This window comes from Achromobacter insuavis (assembly GCF_902859645.1).
GTDB lineage: Bacteria > Pseudomonadota > Gammaproteobacteria > Burkholderiales > Burkholderiaceae_B > Achromobacter > Achromobacter insuavis.
In genome coordinates this window covers 16,619-35,292 of record NZ_CADIJR010000019.1, presented here as the reverse complement: position 1 = coordinate 35,292, position 18,674 = coordinate 16,619, and the positions used below count along the sequence as shown (strand labels likewise).

General features: G+C 69.9%; 20 protein-coding genes. 9 read left to right on the top strand and 11 right to left on the bottom strand.

Translation table 11 applies throughout. The features are described 5' to 3' along the window. Positions 1-16: 16 nt before the first annotated feature. From H0523_RS12595 to sorA, 3 genes are all read right to left on the bottom strand, one after another. Positions 17-1,720 (bottom strand): MFS transporter, encoded by a 1,704-nt coding sequence (locus H0523_RS12595; RefSeq protein WP_054434028.1) that lies wholly within the window; start codon positions 1,718-1,720, stop codon positions 17-19. Between the two features lie 120 nt (positions 1,721-1,840). Further along, positions 1,841-2,164, bottom strand: a complete 324-nt coding sequence (gene sorB, locus H0523_RS12590) for a SorB family sulfite dehydrogenase c-type cytochrome subunit (RefSeq protein ID WP_054433993.1) — start codon at positions 2,162-2,164, stop codon at positions 1,841-1,843. 14 nt (positions 2,165-2,178) lie between these two features. Further along, entirely contained in the window at positions 2,179-3,414 is a 1,236-nt protein-coding gene (sorA, locus tag H0523_RS12585; RefSeq protein WP_054433992.1) for a SorA family sulfite dehydrogenase catalytic subunit, read from the bottom strand. A 143-nt stretch (positions 3,415-3,557) separates the two neighbouring features. Between sorA and H0523_RS12580 the strand changes: the two genes are divergently transcribed. Beyond that, on the top strand, positions 3,558-3,974 hold the full coding sequence (locus H0523_RS12580) for a ribosomal maturation YjgA family protein (protein WP_054433991.1): 417 nt from the start codon (positions 3,558-3,560) through the stop codon (positions 3,972-3,974). 74 nt (positions 3,975-4,048) lie between these two features. Here H0523_RS12580 and H0523_RS12575 read toward each other — a convergent pair whose 3' ends face one another. Then, positions 4,049-4,258, bottom strand: coding sequence for a hypothetical protein (locus H0523_RS12575; protein ID WP_054433990.1), 210 nt, complete (start codon positions 4,256-4,258; stop codon positions 4,049-4,051). Between the two features lie 224 nt (positions 4,259-4,482). Between H0523_RS12575 and H0523_RS12570 the strand changes: the two genes are divergently transcribed. From H0523_RS12570 to H0523_RS12555, 4 genes are all read left to right on the top strand, one after another. Beyond that, complete coding sequence (locus H0523_RS12570; RefSeq protein ID WP_006387284.1) at positions 4,483-5,214, top strand: iron-containing redox enzyme family protein; 732 nt, start codon at positions 4,483-4,485, stop codon at positions 5,212-5,214. Positions 5,215-5,284: 70 nt separating this feature from the next. After that, a complete protein-coding gene (locus tag H0523_RS12565) occupies positions 5,285-5,623 on the top strand; it encodes a 2Fe-2S iron-sulfur cluster-binding protein (protein ID WP_054433989.1) in 339 nt (112 codons plus the stop codon). Positions 5,624-5,665: 42 nt separating this feature from the next. Beyond that, entirely contained in the window at positions 5,666-6,007 is a 342-nt protein-coding gene (locus H0523_RS12560; RefSeq protein ID WP_082380514.1) for a ferredoxin, read from the top strand. Then, positions 6,004-6,348 carry a 2Fe-2S iron-sulfur cluster-binding protein gene (locus H0523_RS12555; RefSeq protein ID WP_054433988.1) on the top strand — a complete coding sequence of 115 codons (345 nt, stop codon included), beginning with the start codon at positions 6,004-6,006 and terminating at the stop codon, positions 6,346-6,348. The genes H0523_RS12560 and H0523_RS12555 overlap by 4 nt, the downstream gene beginning before the upstream one ends. A gap of 59 nt (positions 6,349-6,407) precedes the next feature. On the opposite strand, the gene H0523_RS12550 is transcribed toward H0523_RS12555, so the two are convergent. Both H0523_RS12550 and H0523_RS12545 read right to left on the bottom strand, forming a co-directional pair. Next, entirely contained in the window at positions 6,408-7,124 is a 717-nt protein-coding gene (locus H0523_RS12550; RefSeq protein WP_054433987.1) for a GntR family transcriptional regulator, read from the bottom strand. Between the two features lie 77 nt (positions 7,125-7,201). Further along, the gene (locus H0523_RS12545; protein ID WP_054433986.1) at positions 7,202-7,939 is read right to left on the bottom strand and encodes a sulfite exporter TauE/SafE family protein; all 738 of its coding nucleotides are present in this window, start codon (positions 7,937-7,939) and stop codon (positions 7,202-7,204) included. A gap of 225 nt (positions 7,940-8,164) precedes the next feature. Here H0523_RS12545 and H0523_RS12540 point away from each other — a divergent pair, with 225 nt between their 5' ends. The 4 genes from H0523_RS12540 (at position 8,165) to H0523_RS12525 (ending at position 12,814) form a co-directional block, all read left to right on the top strand. Next, positions 8,165-9,697 carry a hypothetical protein gene (locus H0523_RS12540; RefSeq protein WP_054433985.1) on the top strand — a complete coding sequence of 511 codons (1,533 nt, stop codon included), beginning with the start codon at positions 8,165-8,167 and terminating at the stop codon, positions 9,695-9,697. A gap of 117 nt (positions 9,698-9,814) precedes the next feature. Beyond that, the gene (locus tag H0523_RS12535) at positions 9,815-11,275 is read left to right on the top strand and encodes an aldehyde dehydrogenase family protein (RefSeq protein WP_054433984.1); all 1,461 of its coding nucleotides are present in this window, start codon (positions 9,815-9,817) and stop codon (positions 11,273-11,275) included. Positions 11,276-11,295: 20 nt separating this feature from the next. Then, positions 11,296-11,775, top strand: a complete 480-nt coding sequence (locus H0523_RS12530; RefSeq protein WP_054433983.1) for a GlcG/HbpS family heme-binding protein — start codon at positions 11,296-11,298, stop codon at positions 11,773-11,775. Positions 11,776-11,797: 22 nt separating this feature from the next. After that, positions 11,798-12,814, top strand: a complete 1,017-nt coding sequence (locus H0523_RS12525) for a 2Fe-2S iron-sulfur cluster-binding protein (RefSeq protein ID WP_054433982.1) — start codon at positions 11,798-11,800, stop codon at positions 12,812-12,814. A gap of 12 nt (positions 12,815-12,826) precedes the next feature. Here H0523_RS12525 and H0523_RS12520 read toward each other — a convergent pair whose 3' ends face one another. The 5 genes from H0523_RS12520 to H0523_RS12500 all read right to left on the bottom strand — a co-directional run bounded on the left by H0523_RS12520 (position 12,827) and on the right by H0523_RS12500 (position 18,640). Beyond that, positions 12,827-13,264, bottom strand: a complete 438-nt coding sequence (locus tag H0523_RS12520) for a universal stress protein (protein ID WP_054433981.1) — start codon at positions 13,262-13,264, stop codon at positions 12,827-12,829. A 109-nt stretch (positions 13,265-13,373) separates the two neighbouring features. Further along, positions 13,374-15,083 (bottom strand): ABC transporter ATP-binding protein, encoded by a 1,710-nt coding sequence (locus H0523_RS12515; protein WP_054433980.1) that lies wholly within the window; start codon positions 15,081-15,083, stop codon positions 13,374-13,376. Continuing rightward, a complete protein-coding gene (locus tag H0523_RS12510) occupies positions 15,080-15,964 on the bottom strand; it encodes an ABC transporter permease (protein WP_054433979.1) in 885 nt (294 codons plus the stop codon). Before H0523_RS12510 ends, H0523_RS12515 begins: the two co-directional genes overlap by 4 nt. Beyond that, complete coding sequence (locus H0523_RS12505; protein WP_054433978.1) at positions 15,961-16,938, bottom strand: ABC transporter permease; 978 nt, start codon at positions 16,936-16,938, stop codon at positions 15,961-15,963. Before H0523_RS12505 ends, H0523_RS12510 begins: the two co-directional genes overlap by 4 nt. Before the next feature lie 13 nt (positions 16,939-16,951). Continuing rightward, on the bottom strand, positions 16,952-18,640 hold the full coding sequence (locus H0523_RS12500; RefSeq protein WP_054433977.1) for an ABC transporter substrate-binding protein: 1,689 nt from the start codon (positions 18,638-18,640) through the stop codon (positions 16,952-16,954). Positions 18,641-18,674 lie beyond the last annotated feature (34 nt).

Sequence of the window (18,674 nt, the reverse complement as noted above, 5' to 3'; positions counted from 1 at the left end):
GGCGCCGGGATCGCCCCTACAGCGATTCGGGCTCGCGCCGCAGCGAGAAGCCCTGCGCCTCGTTCATCGCCAGGTAGCTGACGTTGCGCGACACCACCGGCGGCTTGTCGCCGTCATGCAGCGCCAGCAGGCCGTCCAGCACCATCTTGTCGGCCAGCGTCATGCGGTCGATCATGCGCAGGTACTGCATCCAGCTTTCCACCAGGAAGACCTCGCGCCAGACGCCCTCGCGCTCCAGGTCGCGGAACAGCTGCCATTGCTGCGCGCCATTGCGCAGCCGCAGCAGGCGCAAGGGCCGCGCCGCGTCGATCAGGGCCGACAGCTTTTCCTTGGGGATCAGGTATTCCACCGCCACCAGCACCGCGCCGTGCTGGGTGTTGAAGCCGGCGGCCGAGAGCGCCGGCTCGGTGGTGTCGGCGCGCGCCAGCGATTGCGTGTTGACCTGCTCCGGCAGCCGCGAGCGGTACAGCAGCGCGACGGTGATGGCCAGCATCACGCCCGCCGCCGACAGCGCGCCGGACACGCCCATGGTGCCGGCGAAGTGGCCCCACATGAACGAGCCCGCCGCCAGGCCGCCGAAGATCGCCGTCTGGTAGAGCGCCAGCGAGCGCGCCTTGACCCAGTCGGGCACCAGCATCTGCACGGTGGTGTTGTAGGTGGCCAGCACGCCGATCCAGCAGGCGCCGGACACCAGCAGCGCCGGAAACGCCAGCCACAGCGTGCTGGTCAGCCCCAGGATCAGCAGGCAGGCGGCCAGCAGCCCGGCCGCCACGCTCACCAGTCCGCTGGCGCCCCAGGCCGCCTGCAGCCGGCGCACCACGGCGCTGCCGAGGATGGCGCCGACGCCGAGCGCGCCCAGCATGTAGCCGTACAGCAGCGCGTTGCCGTCCTCGTGGTCGTAGGCCAGCAGCGGCAGCAGCGCCCACAGCGCGCTGGCCGACAGGCCGAAGGCGAACGCGCGCAGCATCACCACCCGCGTCACGGTGGAGTGCTGGGTGTAGCGCAGCGCGGCGACCACGCCTTCCAGCAGGCGTTCCGGCGGCAGCCGGCGCGGCGCCACGTCGCGGCGCCAGCGCCAGATGGCCCAGATCAGGCCGCCGTAGCAGACGCAGTTCAGCAGGAACACGACGGGCGCGCCGGCCGCGCCCAGCAGCAGGCCGCCGATGGCCGGCCCGACCGCGCGCGCCACGTTGTAGTTGACGCTGTTGAGCAGCACGGCGCTGCCGATGTGCTCGCGCGGCACCTGTTCGCCCACCGCCGCCTGCCACGCGGGGGTGACGATGGCGCTGCCGATGGCGATGCAGAAGACCGAGACGATCAGGGTGATGGGGTGCAGCAGGCCGATGAAGGCCAGCACGGTGATGAAGATGCCGCCGGCCAGCTCCAGCAGCATGCCGACCAGCATGACCTTGCGGCGGTCATAGTTGTCGGCCAGCACGCCGGTCAGGATCGACAGGGCCACCAGCGGGAAGGCGGCGGCCACCTGGATCATGGCGACCATCAGCGGGCTGCTCTGCTCGGTGGTGATGACCCAGGCCGCGGCCACCGACTGCGCCCAGGTGCCCAGGTTGGCGAACAGGTTGGCGATCCAGATGATGCGGAACGCCGGGAAGGCAAAGGGGGATAGCGTGCTGACCCGCAGGACCGGCTTGGGGGCGGCGGCGGGCGCGCCCGGCGATGTGGGGGGAAGATCGTTGTTGGCCGAGACGGGCTGGAGCATGGAGGCCTCTGTGATCACCCGGCGACGGCGGGTGGGGGCTGTCCAATGGTACGCCTATTGAGAGGCCGGGTTAAGGCAAGGCGCCGCGCGCCCCGGAGACGCGCGGCGCGCGGGACGCGCTCAGGGCTTGGCCGGGGCCGGGCCGGGGTAGGCCTGGTTCAGGTACTCGACGATCAGGGGCACCTGTTCGGCCGGAATCGGCGCGCCATAGGTGCCGACCATCTTCTTGACCTCGGCATCCCAGAAGCCCAGCGGCATGGGCGGCTGCGAAGACAGGTAATCGACCGAATGGCACATCAGGCACAGGGTGGCGCCCTGGGCGCCGGGGCCGGTGCCGGGATGCAGCGTGGCGGTTTCCTGGGGCAGCTGGATGTCCAGGGCGAACGCGGGCGCGGCGGCGCTGGCGGCGGCCAGCGCCAGGACCAGGCGGGCAAAGGGGATCATGGCGGGCTCCTGGCTCAGGCGGCGTCGATGCGCACGGTTTCGACCACGTTGCGCATGTAGCCGGCCGGATTCCACAGCGGCTCCAGCGGCTGGGTCTCGCCGGCCTGGTTGGTGGCGCGCGCCTTGAGCGCGTAGCGGCCGGCCTGGGTGGGCGTGAACTCGGCATGCCATTCGCGGAAGGAATAGCGTCCCAGGTCCTGGCCCAGCGTGGCGGCGCGCCAGGTCTTGCCGTCGTCGGCCGAGAACTGCACCTCGCGGATGCCGCGGCCGCCGTCGAAGGCGATGCCGCGCACCTGCACGCGCGCGCCCTTGGCGACGCGGGCGCCATCGGCCAGGCTGGTGATGAAGCTGCGCACGTTGTAGCGGCCGATGGGACGGGTCTTGTCCGGCGCCTTGCCCGCGGGCGTACAGGCGCAGTCGTTGTCGGGGATGCGGTAGGCCTTCTGCATCCAGAAGCCGTCGAACTCCTTGTCCAGCACCTGGATGTCCGCCAGGTGCTTGACCCAGTAGGTGCCGTAATAGCCGGGCACCACCAGCCGCACGGGATAGCCGTTGAGCATCGGCAGGTCGGCGCCGTTCATGGCGTAGGCCAGCATCACCTCGCCGTCCAGCGCATGGGCCGCGTCCAGCGCCTTGACGAAGGCGGGCGTGCCCTGCAGCACCGGCCGGTCCAGGCCCTGGAACGTGACCTGGCGCGCGCCGGCCTGGATGCCGGCCTTCTCCAGCACGCGCTTGAGCGGGATGCCGAGCCAGCGGGCGTTGCCCATGGCGCCGTTGCCGAGCTGGCCGCCGCCCACGCGCGGCTCGAAGAAGCCGCGGCTGTTGCCGGAGCACTGCGTCACGGCCACCAGCTCGACCGGCTGGCCGAATTGCTGCTTCAGGTCCGCCAGCGACAGTTCCAGCGGCGTGCCGACCGAGCCGCCGATGCGCAGCCGGTAGGCGGTGGCATCGATAGCGGTGGGGATGTTGCCCAGGTGGTAGCGCACGAAAAAGGCGTCGTTGGGCGTGATCACGCTGTCGTTGAACACCGCGAACGGCGTTTCCAGCTGCGGCGGCCGCGAGGTCTGGCGGATCAGGGGGCGTTTCTGGGGGTAGGCGATCAGGTCGCGCTCGCCATTGGCGAACGGCAGGGTGACGGTGGCGGGGGCCGCCAGGCTGGTGAGGGCGTGGCCGGCCAGCGTGCCGGTCGCGCCCAGGGTACAGGCCTGGCGCAGGAAGCGCCTGCGCCCATCCGTATCGAATGCGCTCATGCATGTCTCCTTGTGTTTTTCTAGTACCCTCGCCTGCGGCGTGGTCGAATCAGGCTACGCCCGCCGGCCTGACAAATGCGTTAACAGTTGCGTCGGCCGTTCCAATAACCGCGTTTTCCGCGCCCAGCGCGCCTGACCTCCCGATGCGACTGACCTTCAACCGATCGGCGTTCGCCGCCCTGCTCGCCGTGACCGTGGTGGAGGTGCTGATCGCCACCCTGGGCAAGCCCTACCCGCTGTTGCGCGGGTTCGTGGGCGATGTGCTGGCGGTGGGCTGGGCCTATCTGGTGTATCGCAGCTTCATCCGCGCGGGCGTGCTGCCGCTGGCGGTCGCGGCGCTGCTGACCGGCTACGCGGTCGAGTTCGGCCAGTACCTGGCGCGGCTGTTCGGTTGGCGCCTGGAACAGCCGGTGCTGCGCATCCTGCTGGGCAGCGTGCCGGACTGGTGGGACGTGCTGGCCTACACGCTGGGGTTCTTCCTGGTGCTGCTGCTGGCCGGGGCGCGGCGTCGGTGGCGCTCGGGCCGTCAACCGGTCGGCTCCCAGGCCGCCGGGACCTAGGCCATCGGGGCTGGCCGGGCGCGCGCAAGGCGCCCCGGATGGATCGCGCCCGTCCTGATGGAGGGCGACCGGCGTCAGCCCGCCTGGATGGCTGGCGTGCGCTTGTCGGCCTGGACCGACGGCGCGGCTTGCGGCCGCAGCCGGGCGTTGCGGAACGGCGCCAGGCATTCCGACCACGACGAGGGGAACAAGGGCGTGGCATGGCGCACGGCATCGCGGCCGGCGTAGTGAGCCAGCAGCTGCTGGCCGATGGGGGCGTCTCCCAGGGGATGGCGGGTGGTCATGGTATTTCCGTATTGCATTGAAAGTGTATTCATTGTACCAGTCGGCCGCCCATGCCGCCAACCCCGGTTGCCCACGCCAAGTCCTTGATATCAGAGGGACCGTCCCTTTTATGAACGATCCGCAGCGGGAATACCCTAGTCGATCAAAACGGTAGACGGTATACAATGTTCATCATCGGTCGAAGACTTCGGCCGCCCCTCCCTCACCAGACCTGGAGCGCGTCATGGCTGAACTGATGAACCGAGATGAATTCCGTACCGCGTTGGAAAACGCAATCAAGGGCAAGAGCGCCAACGCCTCGCCGTTTTCGATCGCCTGGGCCGAAGGCAAGCTCAGCCGCGAACACCTGTCGCGCTGGGCCGAGAACCACTACCACTACGTCGGCCCGTTCGCCGACTACCTGGGCTACCTGTACGCCCGCACGCCCGACACCTACACCGAGGCCAAGGATTTCCTGCTGGCCAACATGTATGAAGAGGAAATCGGCGGCGACCGCCATACCGATCTGCTGATCCGCTTCGCCGAGGCCTGCGGCACCACCCGCGAACGGGTCACCAATCCGGACAACATGTCGCCCACGACGCGGGCGCTGCAAAGCTGGTGCTACGCCGTGGCGATGCGCGAAGACCCGATCGTGGCCGTGGCCGGCCTGGTGGTGGGCCTGGAATCGCAGGTGCCGTCGATCTACCGCAAGCAGACGCCGACCCTGCGCGAGAAATATGGCTTCACCGATGAGGAAGTCGAGTTCTTCGACCTGCACATCGTGTCCGACGAGATCCATGGCGAGCGCGGCTACCAGATCGTGCTGGAGCACGCCAACACGGTGGAGCTGCAGCAGCGCTGCCTGAAGATCTGCGAGATCGGCGCGCAGATGCGGCTGCTGTACACCACCGCGCTCTATACCGACTACGTGCAGCAGGAAATCGCGCTGCCCGAGCTGGGCCTGGCCGCCTGAGTCCCCTGCCCGCCGCCGCCGCCCGCGCCGTCCGCGCGGACCGCGGCGGGCGCCACTGGATACCTGATCCATGCCTACCGTCGTATTCCACAAAGACGGCCAGACCCATACCGGGGTGGTGCCGGACAACGCCAACCTGGTGGTGCGCGCCGGCATCCGGCAGTTTCCCTTTCCGCACCTGCGTTACGAATGCGGCATGGGCAAGTGCGCCAAATGCGCCTGCCGCGTGCTGTCGGGGGCGGAACACCTGCCGCCGGTGAACTGGAAGGAAAAGAAGCAGCTGGGCGAGCGCATCGACGCGGGTTACCGACTGGCCTGCCAGCTGTGGCTCGACCACGATATCGAACTGGCGCAGGACGTCGAGGCGGCGGCGCCGCGCGAGGTCGTTGCCGCCGCCGAGCAGCGCTAGCCGCCAGGCCCTTCCCGAACGCAATCTGCAAAGGAACCGCGCATGACCCGCGACGCGAATGACGCCGTGTTCGTGATCCTGACGTCCAAGCCTGGCGTGTACCGCACCGAGGCGGACGCGCTGGCCGAGATCGTCGAGACCTACGACTACGCCTGCGATGGCCGCCTGCGCGCCGTCTTCAGCATCGCGCGGCTGCGCGGACCGAGCCGGCTGGTGGTCACCGAGGAAACGCCGCCCTATGTGGTGAACCGGGTGCCGTCCAAGTTCCTGGAGGCCTTCGGTTCGCTGGAGGCCGCGCGCCAGGAGCTTATCCACCTGACCCGCTTCGGCAGCATCGATACCACCCTGACGCGGCATCCCGACCGCGTCGCCGCGGAGCAATGAGCAGCATGGTCAAGATCACGTTTCTATCGAATGGCGGCAAGGTGGCCCAGGCCCCGGAGAACAGCAATCTGCTGCGGGTGTCGCTGAAGGAAAAGGGCGGCATTCCGTTCAAGTGCGGCGGCGGCCTGTGCGGCACCTGCAAGTGCCGCATCGAGCAGGGGCTGGAAAACACCGACGCCATCAAGCCCAAGGAACGCAAGCACCTGCGGCCCGAAGACTTCGAGGCCGGCTATCGCATGGCCTGCCAGACCTTCGTGCTGGGCGACGTGGCCGTGTCCTGGGTGGTGCGCGACGGCAAGGGCGTGGTGACGGACGCTGAGGCGCAGCCGGCCGCGTCATGAGCGCCGCGCGGTCATCGTCACGGCGCCGCGACGGCCGCGCCTGATGGCCGCGGCCGCGCTCAGGCGGCCGACGAGTGCGCCTGGCGCGTCTCGGTGTAGGCCTTGGCGGCGTTGTGCACGTGCTGGCTGGCCAGCAGCGCGGCCAGGTCGCCGTTGCCGGCGATGACGGCGTTCAGGATCTGCGAGTGTTCGTCCCAGTTCTGCTTGGCGCGGTGCATGTTGCTGGGGGCGAACAAGAGCGCGGTGCGGTCGCGCAGCGAACGCATCAGGTCGGTCAGCACCACGTTGCCGCCGATGGTGGCCAGCATTTCGTGGAACTGCGAATTCAGCGCCAGGAACTTGTCCAGCTGCTCGCTGCGCGCGGCCTCGGTGCCTTCGCGCAGGAACGCCTGCAGGCGTTCGACGGTCTTGTCGTCGCGGCGCTGCGCGGCCAGCTTGGCGTTCAGGCCTTCCAGCGTGGCGCGCACTTCCACCATGTCGTAGGCCACCGCGTCCGACAGCACCGACACCGACGCGCCGCGGCGCGGTTCGATGGTGACCAGCCCTTCGGCGGCCAGCGCCCGCAGCGCTTCGCGCACCGGGATGCGCGACACGCCCATTTCTTCCGACAGGCGGCCTTCGACCAGGCGGTCGCCGGGCGTGAATTCGCCGCTGAGGATGCGCTCGCGCAGCTTGTCGCGGATGACCGCGAACAACTGCGGATGCTGCTCGCCGATCTTCAGCGGAGCAGATTGCTGCGTGTCTACGGCTTGCGAGCTGACGGGCGAAGTGGTCATGGCGAGCAGGTCTGGCGGAATGGATACAGTCTTCATTGTATTACCGGGCGGGGCGCCCACGGCGTCGGCGGGCGGCGTCAGCCGGCCCACAGGGCCTTGGCGATCACGCCCAGCGCGCCGAGGGCGCAGGCGACCAGCAGCACGGCGCGCACCGCGCGCGGCGGCAGCCGCGAGCGCAGCCGGCCGGAAACGGCGAAGCCGGCCAGCAGGAACGGCGCCAGGCTGAGCGCCAGCGCGGCGTGGTAACCGGTGTAGCGGTCGGCCAGCGCCAGCATCGCCAGCGAGAAGATCGACCCCAGGAACAGCACCATGCCCAGCGTGGCGCGCAGCCGCGGCGGCTCGGCGTGCTGCAGCACCAGGGCGATCGGCGGGGCGCCGACCGAGGTCATGGTGCCCATGATGCCCGAGGCCACGCCAGCGCCCGAGACCCGGCCCGGGGTGGCGGCAAAGCGCAGGCCGGCGGCGCTGAGGACGACCGCCGCCAGGATCATGGCGGCGAACAGCAGGCCCAGCGCCTGCGGCGCGAAGCGCGCCATGGCGTAGATGGCGATCAAGGTGCCGGCGGCGCGCCCGGTCAGGGCATAGCCGACCGCCGGCCAGTCGATCGCGCCGCGTTCGCGCAGCGCGGTCAGCAGCGAGATGAAGCCGCCCAGCGTCAGCAGCGGGCCGGGGGCGAGCTGCGGGAAGCACAGCGCCGCCACCGGCGCGGCGAACATGGCGAAGCCGATGCCGCCCACGCCCTGCGCCAGCGCGGCGCCGAAGACGACCGCGGCCATGGCCGCGTAATGCCAGAGATCGGGAAGGGCGACGGGCATGTCAGAAGTCTCTTTTATGTATACGGTAGTCTGACTGAAAACCGGTCGTGCACCAAGATTGGGCTTGCGCCCCAACTTAATGCACTGATTTTCCTGGGATATTCATGGAAATTTCAGAATTATCGGTTTCCCTAGGCGGCGCATATTTCGGTTGGTATGGCGCATAACGAAATATAGTATACCGAAGTGGCGATCTCAACAGCCACGTCACAAGGGGAATAGCGCATGCAATCGGACGTCGTCCTCAACGCCGCTCACTGGATGTACCTGGCCAGCGTCGCCGCCATCATCCTGACGATGGTCCTGCGGGCCAACGTGGTGGTGCCGTCGGTCATCGGCACTTTTCTGGTGGTGCTGGCCATCACCGGCAACCCGATCAGCGCGCTGATCGGCATCTTCTCGGCCAGCTTCGTGGCCGCCAAAGAGCTTTTCAACATTTTCCTGGTCATCACCTTCATGACCGCCCTGCTCAACGCGCTCAAGACGCTGCAGGCGGACGTGCGCATGGTGCAGCCGTTCCGGCGAGTGATGCGCGGCGGCCATTCGTCGTTCGTCATCATCGCCCTCTGTACCTATGTGATCTCGCTGTTCTTCTGGCCGACGCCGGCGGTGCCGCTGGTGTCCGCGATCCTGCTGCCGGCGGCCATCGCGGCCGGGCTGCCGCCGCTGGCGGGCGCCATGGCCATCGCCATCGCCGGGCAGGGCATGGCGCTGTCGTCCGACTACGTGATCGGCGTGGCGCCGGGCATCAGCGCCAAGGCCGCCGGCGCGGCGGTCAGCGCCGCGGTGGTGGCGGACCGCGCGCTGGTGCTGTCGCTGATCACCGGCGCGGTGGCGCTGACCGTCGCCTACCTGCTGGTGCGCAAGCACATCGTGCCGGCCGACCCGGGCCTGTTGTCGGCCTGGCAGGCGCGCGCCCAGGACGGCAGCCTGGCCGAGATCGAGCAGTCCGGCTCGTTCGACAAGGCCGAGCTGGCGCGCGGCACCATGGGCGCCAACCCGGCGCTGCCGCGCGGGCCGGGGCTGGACGACGAGGAACGGCGCCGGGTGCGCTGGTCGCGCGTGTTCGCGGTGGTGACGCCGCTGGCCTTCCTGGGCGTGATCGCGGTGATGGTGCTGCCGCGGCTGTTCCCGTCGCTGCCGGCGCTGCGCGGCGGCGACGCGGCGGCCCTGGTGGGCGGCGTGGCGTTCGTGGTGATGATGCTGGTGACGCTGGCCGCCGAAGGGCCGCGCAAGATGCTGGACGTCTGCCCCGAGCACGTCACCGACGGCTTCGTGTTCGCCTTCAAGGCGATGGGCTCGGTGCTGCCGATCGCCGGCTTCTTCTTCGTCGGCGCCAACGAGACCGCCGCGCAGATCCTGGGCATGCCGCAGGCGCAGGCCCCGGGGCTGCTGTTCGAAGTGATCTCGGCGGGCCAGCACCTGATTCCCGAGAACCACTTCCTGGTGGCGTTCGGCGTGCTGCTGGTGGGGATGATCACCGGCATCGACGGCTCGGGTTTCGCCGGCCTGCCGCTGACGGGCACGCTGTCGGGCGCGCTGGGGCCGGTGGTGGGCGTGGACCCGGCCACACTGGCGGCGGTGGGCCAGATGGGCGCGGTGTGGACCGGCGGCGGCACCCTGATCGCCTGGTCGTCATTGATCGCCGTGGCGGGGTTTGCGCGCGTCCACGTGCTGTCGCTGGTGCGGGCGCTGCTGCTGCCCGTGCTGCTGGCGCTGTTCGTGTCGACGATCTGCGCCGTGCTGATCTGGCATTGACGCCCGTTCGGGTTTACGCGGATCGAACCATTTAGATTAAAGTATACAATGTTCAGAAATTACCTCAGACGGCCAATTTCCGGGCATCCCGGCCAGCCCGGCAAAGGAAGGACTTCCGTGGACGAGCTTTCGCAGCAGGCATTTCTGAATCACATCGGCGGCGAATGGGTCGCCTGCGCCTCGGGCGCGACGGCGCCGAACCTGAACCCGGCCGACAGCGCCGACGTGGTGGGGCGGTTCCAGCAATCGGACGCCACCGATGGCGCCCGCGCCGTGGCGGCGGCCGCCGCCGCCTTTCCCGCCTGGCGCGACACGCCGATCTCCAAGCGCGCCGCCATCCTGTTCCGCGCTGCCCAACTGCTGGAGGACCGCGCCGACAGCGTGGCGCGCGAACTGACCCGCGAGGAAGGCAAGGGCCTGGCGCTGGCCCGCGACGAAGTGCTGCGCTCGGCCCAGACCCTGCGGTTCTATGCGGTGGAAGGGCAGTCGTTCACCGGCGAGACCTTCGTCAACGACGATCCGGACATGGTGGTCTACAGCCAGCGCGAGCCGCTGGGCGTGGTGACGGTGATTTCGCCGTGGAACTTCCCGATCTCGATTCCGGCGCGCAAGATCGCGCCGGCGCTGATCACCGGCAATACCGTGGTGTTCAAGCCGTCGTCGGACGCGCCGCTGTCCGGCTACCGCCTGGCGCAGGCGCTGATCGAGGCGGGGTTGCCGCCGGGCGTGCTGAATTTCGTGACGGGGCCGGCCTCGAAGGTGGGGCAGGCCATCACCACCGCGCCGGCGGTGCGCGCCATTTCCTTCACCGGCTCGACCTCCGCCGGCGAGCAGATCCACCGCGGCGCCGGCCTGACCACGCGCACGCAGATGGAGCTGGGCGGCAAGAACCCGCTGATCGTGCTGGCCGACGCCGACCTGGATCGCGCGGTGGACCTGGCGGTCAAGGGCGGGTTCTCGCTCAGCGGCCAGGCCTGCACCGGCACCAGCCGGCTGCTGGTCGATCGCAAGGTGCTGCCGGCGTTCACCGAGAAGCTGCTGGCGCGCATGGCCAAGCTGACCATCGGCAACGGCCTGGAGGGCAATTTCGACCTGGGGCCGCTGGCCACCCGCAAGCAGCTCGACACGGTGCTGAGCTACATCGCGCTGGGCAAGCAGGAAGCCACCCATCTGATCGGCGGCGAGCGCCTGGACGGTCCGGGCTTCGAGCGCGGCTATTACGTGACCCCGGCCCTGTTCACCGACGTGACGCAGCAGATGCGCATCGCGCGCGAGGAAATCTTCGGCCCGGTGCTGGCGCTGATCGCGGTGGACGGCTACGACGAGGCCATCGCCTGCGCCAACGACACCGAGTACGGCCTGGCCGCCGCCATCGCCACCCGCGACGCGCGCTACGCCCATCGCTTCGCGCGCGACATCCAGGCCGGCACCGTCAAGATCAACCGCACCACCACCGGCAATCTCATCAACGCGCCGTTCGGCGGCCTGAAAAGCTCCAGCACCTCGACCTTCCGCGAATCGGGCCGGGTCGGGCTGGAGTTCTACACCCAGATCAAGACCGTCTACCGCGCCGGCTGACGGCCCTTTGGAGAACAGACATGAAGCAGATCTATCGCCTGGAACTGGAAGAAGCGCGCGCCATGGTGCGCGCGGCCATCGCCCGATCGGAACAGATCGGCGTGCTGGAATCGGTGTGCATCGTCGATGACGGCGGCTACCCGATCGCGCTGGAGCGCATGGACGGCGCCCGCATCACCGGCCCGCAGATCGCCTGGAACAAGGCCTTCACCGCCGCCGGCCACAAGCGTTCGACGCACCTGTTCACCACGCCGCCAAACGGGCCGGCGCTGCCCGGCAACGAGGCCTTCGGCATCCAGTGGAGCTTCGAGGGCAAGTTCGCGGCGTTCGTGGGCGGCTTTCCCATCGTGGTCAACGACGAGGTCATTGGCGGCGTGGGCCTGAGCGGCGGCAACGGCGAACAGGACACCCAGGCGGGCCTGGCGGCGCTGACGGCGCTGGCCGAAATGCTGGAGCCGCGCGGCCTGAAGGTGCTGGTGCAGGCGGACATCAAGAAATAAGCGCCGGCAGGCGGGGAATTCCATGGCACATCGCATTCATCTGCTCGAGACCGGCCAGACCTTCGAGGCCGAGCCCGGCGAATCCGTGCTGGCGGCGGCCGAGCGCGCCGCGGTCCGGCTGCCGCATGAATGCACCTTCGGCGGCTGCGGCACCTGCCGCATCAAGCTGGCCGAAGGGGCGGTCGATTACGAGGAGTTCCCGATGGCGCTGACGCCGGAAGAGGCGGCCCAGGGCTATGCCCTGGCCTGTCAGGCGCGGCCCCGCGGCGACCTGTGCATCAGCGTCGCCAACCGGCGCCAATTCGCCGAGCCGCGCCGGCTGGATGCCACCGTGCACCGCATCGCGGCGCTGTGCGACGACGTCATCCACCTGACGCTGGCGCTGCCGCCGGATGCGCCGCTGGACTACGCGCCCGGGCAGTACATGAACGTGGTGCTGCCGGACGGCGCCACCCGCAGTTTTTCGATGGCCTCGGCGCCCGCCGGCAACCTGGTGGATTTCCACGTGCGCCGCATTCCGGGCGGCCGCTACACCGACCAGTGGCTGGGCCAGGCGCGGCCGGGCGCGGCGCTCGAGATCGAGGCGCCGCTGGGGGTGTTCAGCTACCACGAGGAAGATTGGCGGCCGATGATCATGATGGCGACCGGCACCGGCATCGCGCCGATCAAGGCCATCCTGGAATCGCTGCTGGACAGCGACGATTGCCCGCCAGTGACGCTCTACTGGGGCATGCGGACCGAGGCCGACCTGTATCTGCGCGACCAGATCGCGGGCTGGGCCGGGCGCCTCTACGAGTTCAATTTCGTGCCGGTGCTGTCGCGCGCCGGCGCCGATTGGCAGGGGCGGCGCGGCCATGTGCAACAGGCGGTGCTGGCGGACCACGGCGACCTGTCCGAGCACGCCATCTACCTGTGCGGCGCGCCGGCGATGATCAGCGAGGCGACCGCGCTGCTGGCGGGGCGCGGGGCCAGCCTCGATCACGTCTACGCCGACAGCTTCACCTTCCAGCACGCGCCGGCCGCGGCGGCGATGCCGTAAGGCGACGCCCGCCTAGCGGAACACCAGCACCGGCAGCTTGGTGCGCGCCAGCACGCGCTGGGTCTCGCTGCCGAGCAGGAAGCCGGTCATGCCGTGGCGGCCATGCGATCCCATCACGATCAGGTCGCAGCCGCGCTGCTGCGCGGTGTCGACGATGGCCTCGTGTGGATGGTCGTTGACGGCGACGGCGGTCTCGCACGGCACCAGCGCGTGGCGCGCCTCGGTCTCCAGCCCGTCGAGATAGGCGCTGGCGTTCTTGCGGGCCTGGTCGGTGTGCTGGGCCTGGTGCGCGCCCAGCATCTCGGCCTGGTAGACCGTCAGGTGATCTTCCGGGATGGCGCGCAACAGGGTGATGGAGGCGTTCATTTCCTTGGCGAAAACGAGCGCCTTCTTGAACGCCGATTCGGACAGCAGGGAGCCGTCCACGGCGATGAGCAGATGCCTGTACATGTTGCGTCTCCTTTGAGAAAAGGAACGTCCAGCAAGGGCCAATCCAGTATAGGCCCGCCCCTGCCCGCAATCCAGTACCGCATTCGGATGAGCGCCGCGCCCCGCCCTGTCAGGCGCGGCGACGCAGGGTTTCCCCTTCCCCGTCCAGGCCGCGCGGCAGCGCCTCGATCAGGCTGCGCGTGTAGGGGTGGCGGGCCTCGCGCCACAGGGTGGCGTTGGGGCCTTCCTCGACGATGCGGCCGGCGTGCATCACCAGCACCCGGTCGGCCAGATAGTGCACCACCGACAGGTCGTGCGAGATGAACAGGTACGACAGGTTGAACTCGGCCTTCAGGTCGACCAGCAGGTTCAGGATCTGCGCCTGCACCGAGACGTCCAGCGCCGATACCGGTTCGTCGCAGATCACCAGCGACGGCCGCAGCACCAGGGCGCGGGCGATGCCGATGCGCTGGCGCTGGCCGCCCGAGAATTCGCTGGGGTAGCGCGCCAGGGCGGCGTGCGGCAGGCCGACCGCGTCCAGCATGTGGGCGATGCGGCGGCGCCGTTCCTGGCGGTCGGTGACGTGGTGGATGCGCAGCGCCGACTCCAGGATGTCGCCGACCGTGTGGCGCGGGTTGAGCGAGGCGTAGGGGTCCTGGAAGATCATCTGCACGCTTTGGCGGTAGGCCGCCAGGCCGCGCCGGTCCAGGCGCGCGGTGTCCTGCCCGCGCAGCAGGATCTGCCCGGCGGCGGGCGCCAGCAGCCGCACCAGGGTGCGCGACAGGGTCGACTTGCCGCAGCCGGATTCGCCCACCAGGCCCAGCGTCTCGCCGGGCGCGATCTCGAACGACACGCCGTCCACGGCGCGCTTGGCGCCCTGGCGGGTGGCGTAGTCGACCCGCAGGTCGCGCACCTGCATCAGGGGCAGGGGGTGGGGGTCGCCCGCCGCCGCATCGTTGGCGGCGGTCAGGCGCGGCGGCGTCACTAGGCCGAAGACCGGCCGTCCCGAGGCCGGGTCCAGCCGGGTGCGGATCTCCGGCAGGCGCCGCTGGCGGTAGTGGGTGGCGTCGTCCAGGCGCAGCGAGGCGCCCAGCAGGCCCTGGGTGTAGGGATGGCGCGGCCGCGACAGTAGCGTGGCGGCGGCGCCTTCCTCGACCTTCTCGCCGTTCACCATGACCGCGACGCGGTCGGCCCAGTCGCCGACCACCGCCAGGTCATGGGTGATCAGCAGCAGGCCCATGCCCAGCGCCGAGCGCAGGTCGTCCAGCAGCCGCAGGATCTGCGCCTGCACCGTCACGTCGAGCGCGGTGGTGGGCTCGTCGGCCACCAGCAGCGCGGGCTCGCAGGCGATGGCGGCGGCGATCATGGCGCGCTGGCGCTGACCGCCCGACAGCAGGTGCGGATAGTCGTCGACGCGGCGCTGCGGTTCGGGCACGCGCACCAGGTCCAGCAGTTCGATCGCGCGTTGCCGCGCGGCCCGGGCCGAGGCGCCGCGATGCAGCCGCAGGGCCTCGCCGATCTGCTGGCCCAGCGTCAGCACCGGGTTCAGGCTGGTCATCGGCTCCTGGAAGATCATGGCGATGCGGTCGCCGCGCAGGGCGCAGCGCTGGCGTTCGGGCAGCGCCAGCAGGTCGCGGCCCTCGAACAGGATGCGGCCGCTGGCGCGGGCGTGGCGCGGCAGCAGGCCGAGCAGCGCCAGCGCGGTGGTGGACTTGCCGCAACCGGATTCGCCCACCAGCGCCAGGGTCTCGCCGGCGGCGATGCGCAGGTCCAGCCCGCTGACGGCCTGGTGGCCGGGGAAGGCCACGTTCAGCCCTTGGATGTCGATCAGTGTGCTCATGGGGAGGCGGTCGGTAGCGGGGCGGCGGGCGCTACGGCGGCGCGCCGCCGCAGCTTGGGATTGAGCGCGTCGTTGATGGCGTCGCTCAGCAGGTTCAGGGCCAGCACGGCCGCCATGATGGTCAGGCCCGGCAGGGCGGTCATGTACCACGCGGTGCGCAGCGCTTCGCGGCCGGCGCCGACCATGCTGCCCCAGCTGACCACGTTGGGGTCGCCCAGGCCCAGGAACGACAGGCCGGCCTCGGACAGGATGGCGTTGGCCACCAGCACCGCGGTGGTGACGATGATGGGCGGCAGCGCGTTGGGCAGGATCTCGCGGAAGATGATGCGGGCGTGGCCGGCGCCCAGCGCCTGCGCGGCGCGCACGAATTCGCGCTCGCGCAGGGTGATGAACTCGCCGCGCGTCAGGCGCGCGATGCCGGTCCAGGAGGTCACGCCCAGCGCGAAGATGATGGTCGACAGCGACGGCCCCAGGATCGCCACCAGCACGATCGCCAGCAGGAACGAGGGCACCGTCTGGAACAGTTCGGTCAGGCGCATCAGCGCCGCGTCCACGCGCGGCCCGGCGTAGCCGGCGATGGCGCCCACCAGCAGCCCCAGCGCCAGCGCGATGGCGGCCGAGGCGCCGCCCACCAGCAGCGAGACGCGGGCGCCGTGGAACAGGCCGGCCAGGATGTCGCGGCCCATCAGGTCGGTGCCGGCCGGAAACGCCGCGTCGGTCCCGGGCCAGGTGAAGGGCGCGCCGACCATTTCGAGCGGGTCGCCCGGATACAGCCAGCCGGCCGTGGCGGCCGCGGCCACCAGCGCCAGCAGGACCGCCGCGCCGACGGCGGCGGACGGCGCGCGCAGCAGGCGCGCCAGGAACAGCAAGGCGGGTTTCATGTCTTCCTCACGCGGGGATCCAGCAGGCCGTAGCAGGCGTCCACGGCGATGTTCATGACCGCCACCAGCGCCGCGCTCATCAGCAGGATGCCCAGCAGCAGGTTGACGTCGCGGCTGGCGATGGCCTCGAACGACAGCTGCCCCAGGCCGGGCCAGGCGAACACGGTTTCGACCACGATGCTGCCGCCCAGCAGCGCGCTGCTCTGCAGGCCGAGCATGGTGACCACCGGCAGGATGGCGTTGCGCAGCGCGTGGCGCCAGATCACGCGGGCCTCGCCGTTGCCGCGGGCGCGGGCGGTGCGGATGTAGTCTTCCTGCAGCGTCTCGATCATGGAGGCGCGCGACAGCCGCGCGTAGATGGCGACGTAGTAGATCGCCACCGTGGCCACCGGCAGCGCCAGGTGGCGCGCATAGTCCAGCCACAGCGCCCAGCCGGTGTAGGCGGCGCCGACGTCGCGGATGCCGCCCACCGGCAGCCAGTCCAGGTGCACGCCGAAGCCGACGATCAGCATCAGCGCGGTCCAGAACATCGGCGCTGAATAGCCCGCCGTGGCCAGGCCCGACAGCAGCGTGTCCAGCAGGCCGTGCGGCCGTCGCGCCGCCAGCACGCCGAGCAGCACGCCCAGCGCCACCGACAGCGCCAGGCCGGTGCCGATCAGCGCCAGCGTGGCGGGCAGGCGGCCCAGGATCAGGTGGGCCACCGGTTCGCCGTAGCGGAACGAGTAGCCCAGGTCCAGCGACGCCAGGCTCTTGAGGTAGTACCCCAGCTGCGCCAGCACGCCCTGGTCCAGGCCGTAGGCCTGCCGCAGCTCGGCCACGTGGGCGGGGGTGATGCCGCTGTTCTCGGCGGCGATCACGTCCACCAGGTCGCCCGGCACCAGCTTGAGCAGGAAGAAGTTGGCCACCCCGGTGGCGGCCACCACGAACAGGATCTGCAGCAGGTAGCGGACGGGGCGGGGCAGGCGCGCAAGCATGACGGGGGCTTCCTCAGGCCTTGCCGAGCCAGACGTGGGCGAAGTTGTTGCGCGAGTGCGACGAGGCGTCGGTCACGTTGCGCAACTGCTTGTCCCACACGCCGAACCAGCGGAACTCGAACAGGCCGATCAGCGGCAGGTCGCGCTGCGCCAGGCGCTGCAGTTCGTTGTATTGCTCGATGCGCTTTTGCGGATCGGTCTCGACCTGGGCCGCCTCGATGACGCGGTCCATCTCGGGGTTGTTGTAGCCGGACACGTTGTACCAGGGCGTGCCGCGCGCTTCCGCCTTGCTCCAGTAGCGCGTCTCCACGCCCAGCTGCGGGTCGATCAGCACCGTGCCCCACGAGCTGATGAGCTGGAAGTTGTAGTCGGTGAAGACGTTGCGGGTCCAGGTGGCCAGGTCCAGGCCGCGCAGCGTCACGTCGATGCCGATCTTGCGCAGCGCCTGCCGCACGAACTCGCCGGTGCGGCGGTAATCATCGCCGAACGGGATGTAGTCGTGCGTCAGCGCGAAGCGCCAGCCGCCGGCGCCGCGCGGGTAGCCGGCCTCGTCCAGCAGCTTCTCGGCCAGCGCCGGGTCGTAGGGATACTGCTGCACGTTGGGGTTGTGATAGGGCTTGACCAGCGACGGCACCGGGCTGACGAAGGGCTCGGCGTAGCCGTTCCACACCGTCTTCACCAGCGCCCGCTTGTCGACGGCGTGGGCGATGGCCTGGCGCACCTTGAGGTTGGACAGGATCGGATCGCGCAGGTTGGCTTCCAGCCACAGCCAGGCGGCAAAGCCGTTGTAGCCGGCCGTGTCCACCGCCAGCTTGGGCAGCCTGGACAGGCGGGTGGCGTCGGTGAACGCCACTGGATTGCGCTCGCCGTACGAGACCGCGCCCGTCTCCAGCGCGGTGGCGCGGCCCGAGACGTCGGGCACGATCTTCCAGACGATGCGGTCCAGGAACGGGCGCTCGGGCTGCCAGTAGTGCTCGTTGCGCTCGAGCACGATGTAGTTGCCGCGGTTCCATTCCTTGAAGACGAACGGCCCGGTGCCCACCGGCTTGTTGTTGTACGGGTTGTTCTGGATGTCGGTGCCTTCGAACAGGTGGCGCGGCAGGATCGGCGCGCCCAGCGAGTCGATGGCGTTGAGCGCCACCGGCGTGGGCTGCGACAGGTGCAGCACCACCGTGTGGTCGTCGGGCGTCTCGACCCGCTGCAGGTACTGGAACACGCGGCGCGCGCTGGGCGCATGCTTGAGCCAGACTTCCTCGGCCGACCACTTGACGTCGGCGGCGGTGAACGGCTTGCCGTCGTGCCATTGCACGCCCTGGCGCAGCTTGAAGGTGATGGTCTTGCCGTCGTCGGCGACGCTCCAGCTTTCCGCCAGCAGCGGCCGCGGCTTCAGGTCGGGGCCGTATTCCACCAGGCCGTCGAAGATCTTGCTGGCCACGGCGCCGGTGGGGGTGGACGAGTTCAGGTAGAAGGCCAGCGTGGGCGGCTCGGGATGCACCACCGCGTTCAGCACGCCGCCCTTGACCGCGCCCTGCACGGTGTTGGGCAGGCTCTGCGTGTCGGCATAGGCGGGCGCGAAGATCACATTGGGGAAGAGGGCGCCGGCGCCCATCAGCGCGCCGGCGCTCATCAGCCAGCGGCGCAGGGGGTTGACGTCATCCTGCGGCGCGTCGGTGGCGGGCGCCGGGGGCAAGGGCTGGGTCATGCGGGTTCCTTCGGTCGTGAGGGGGAGTGCGGCC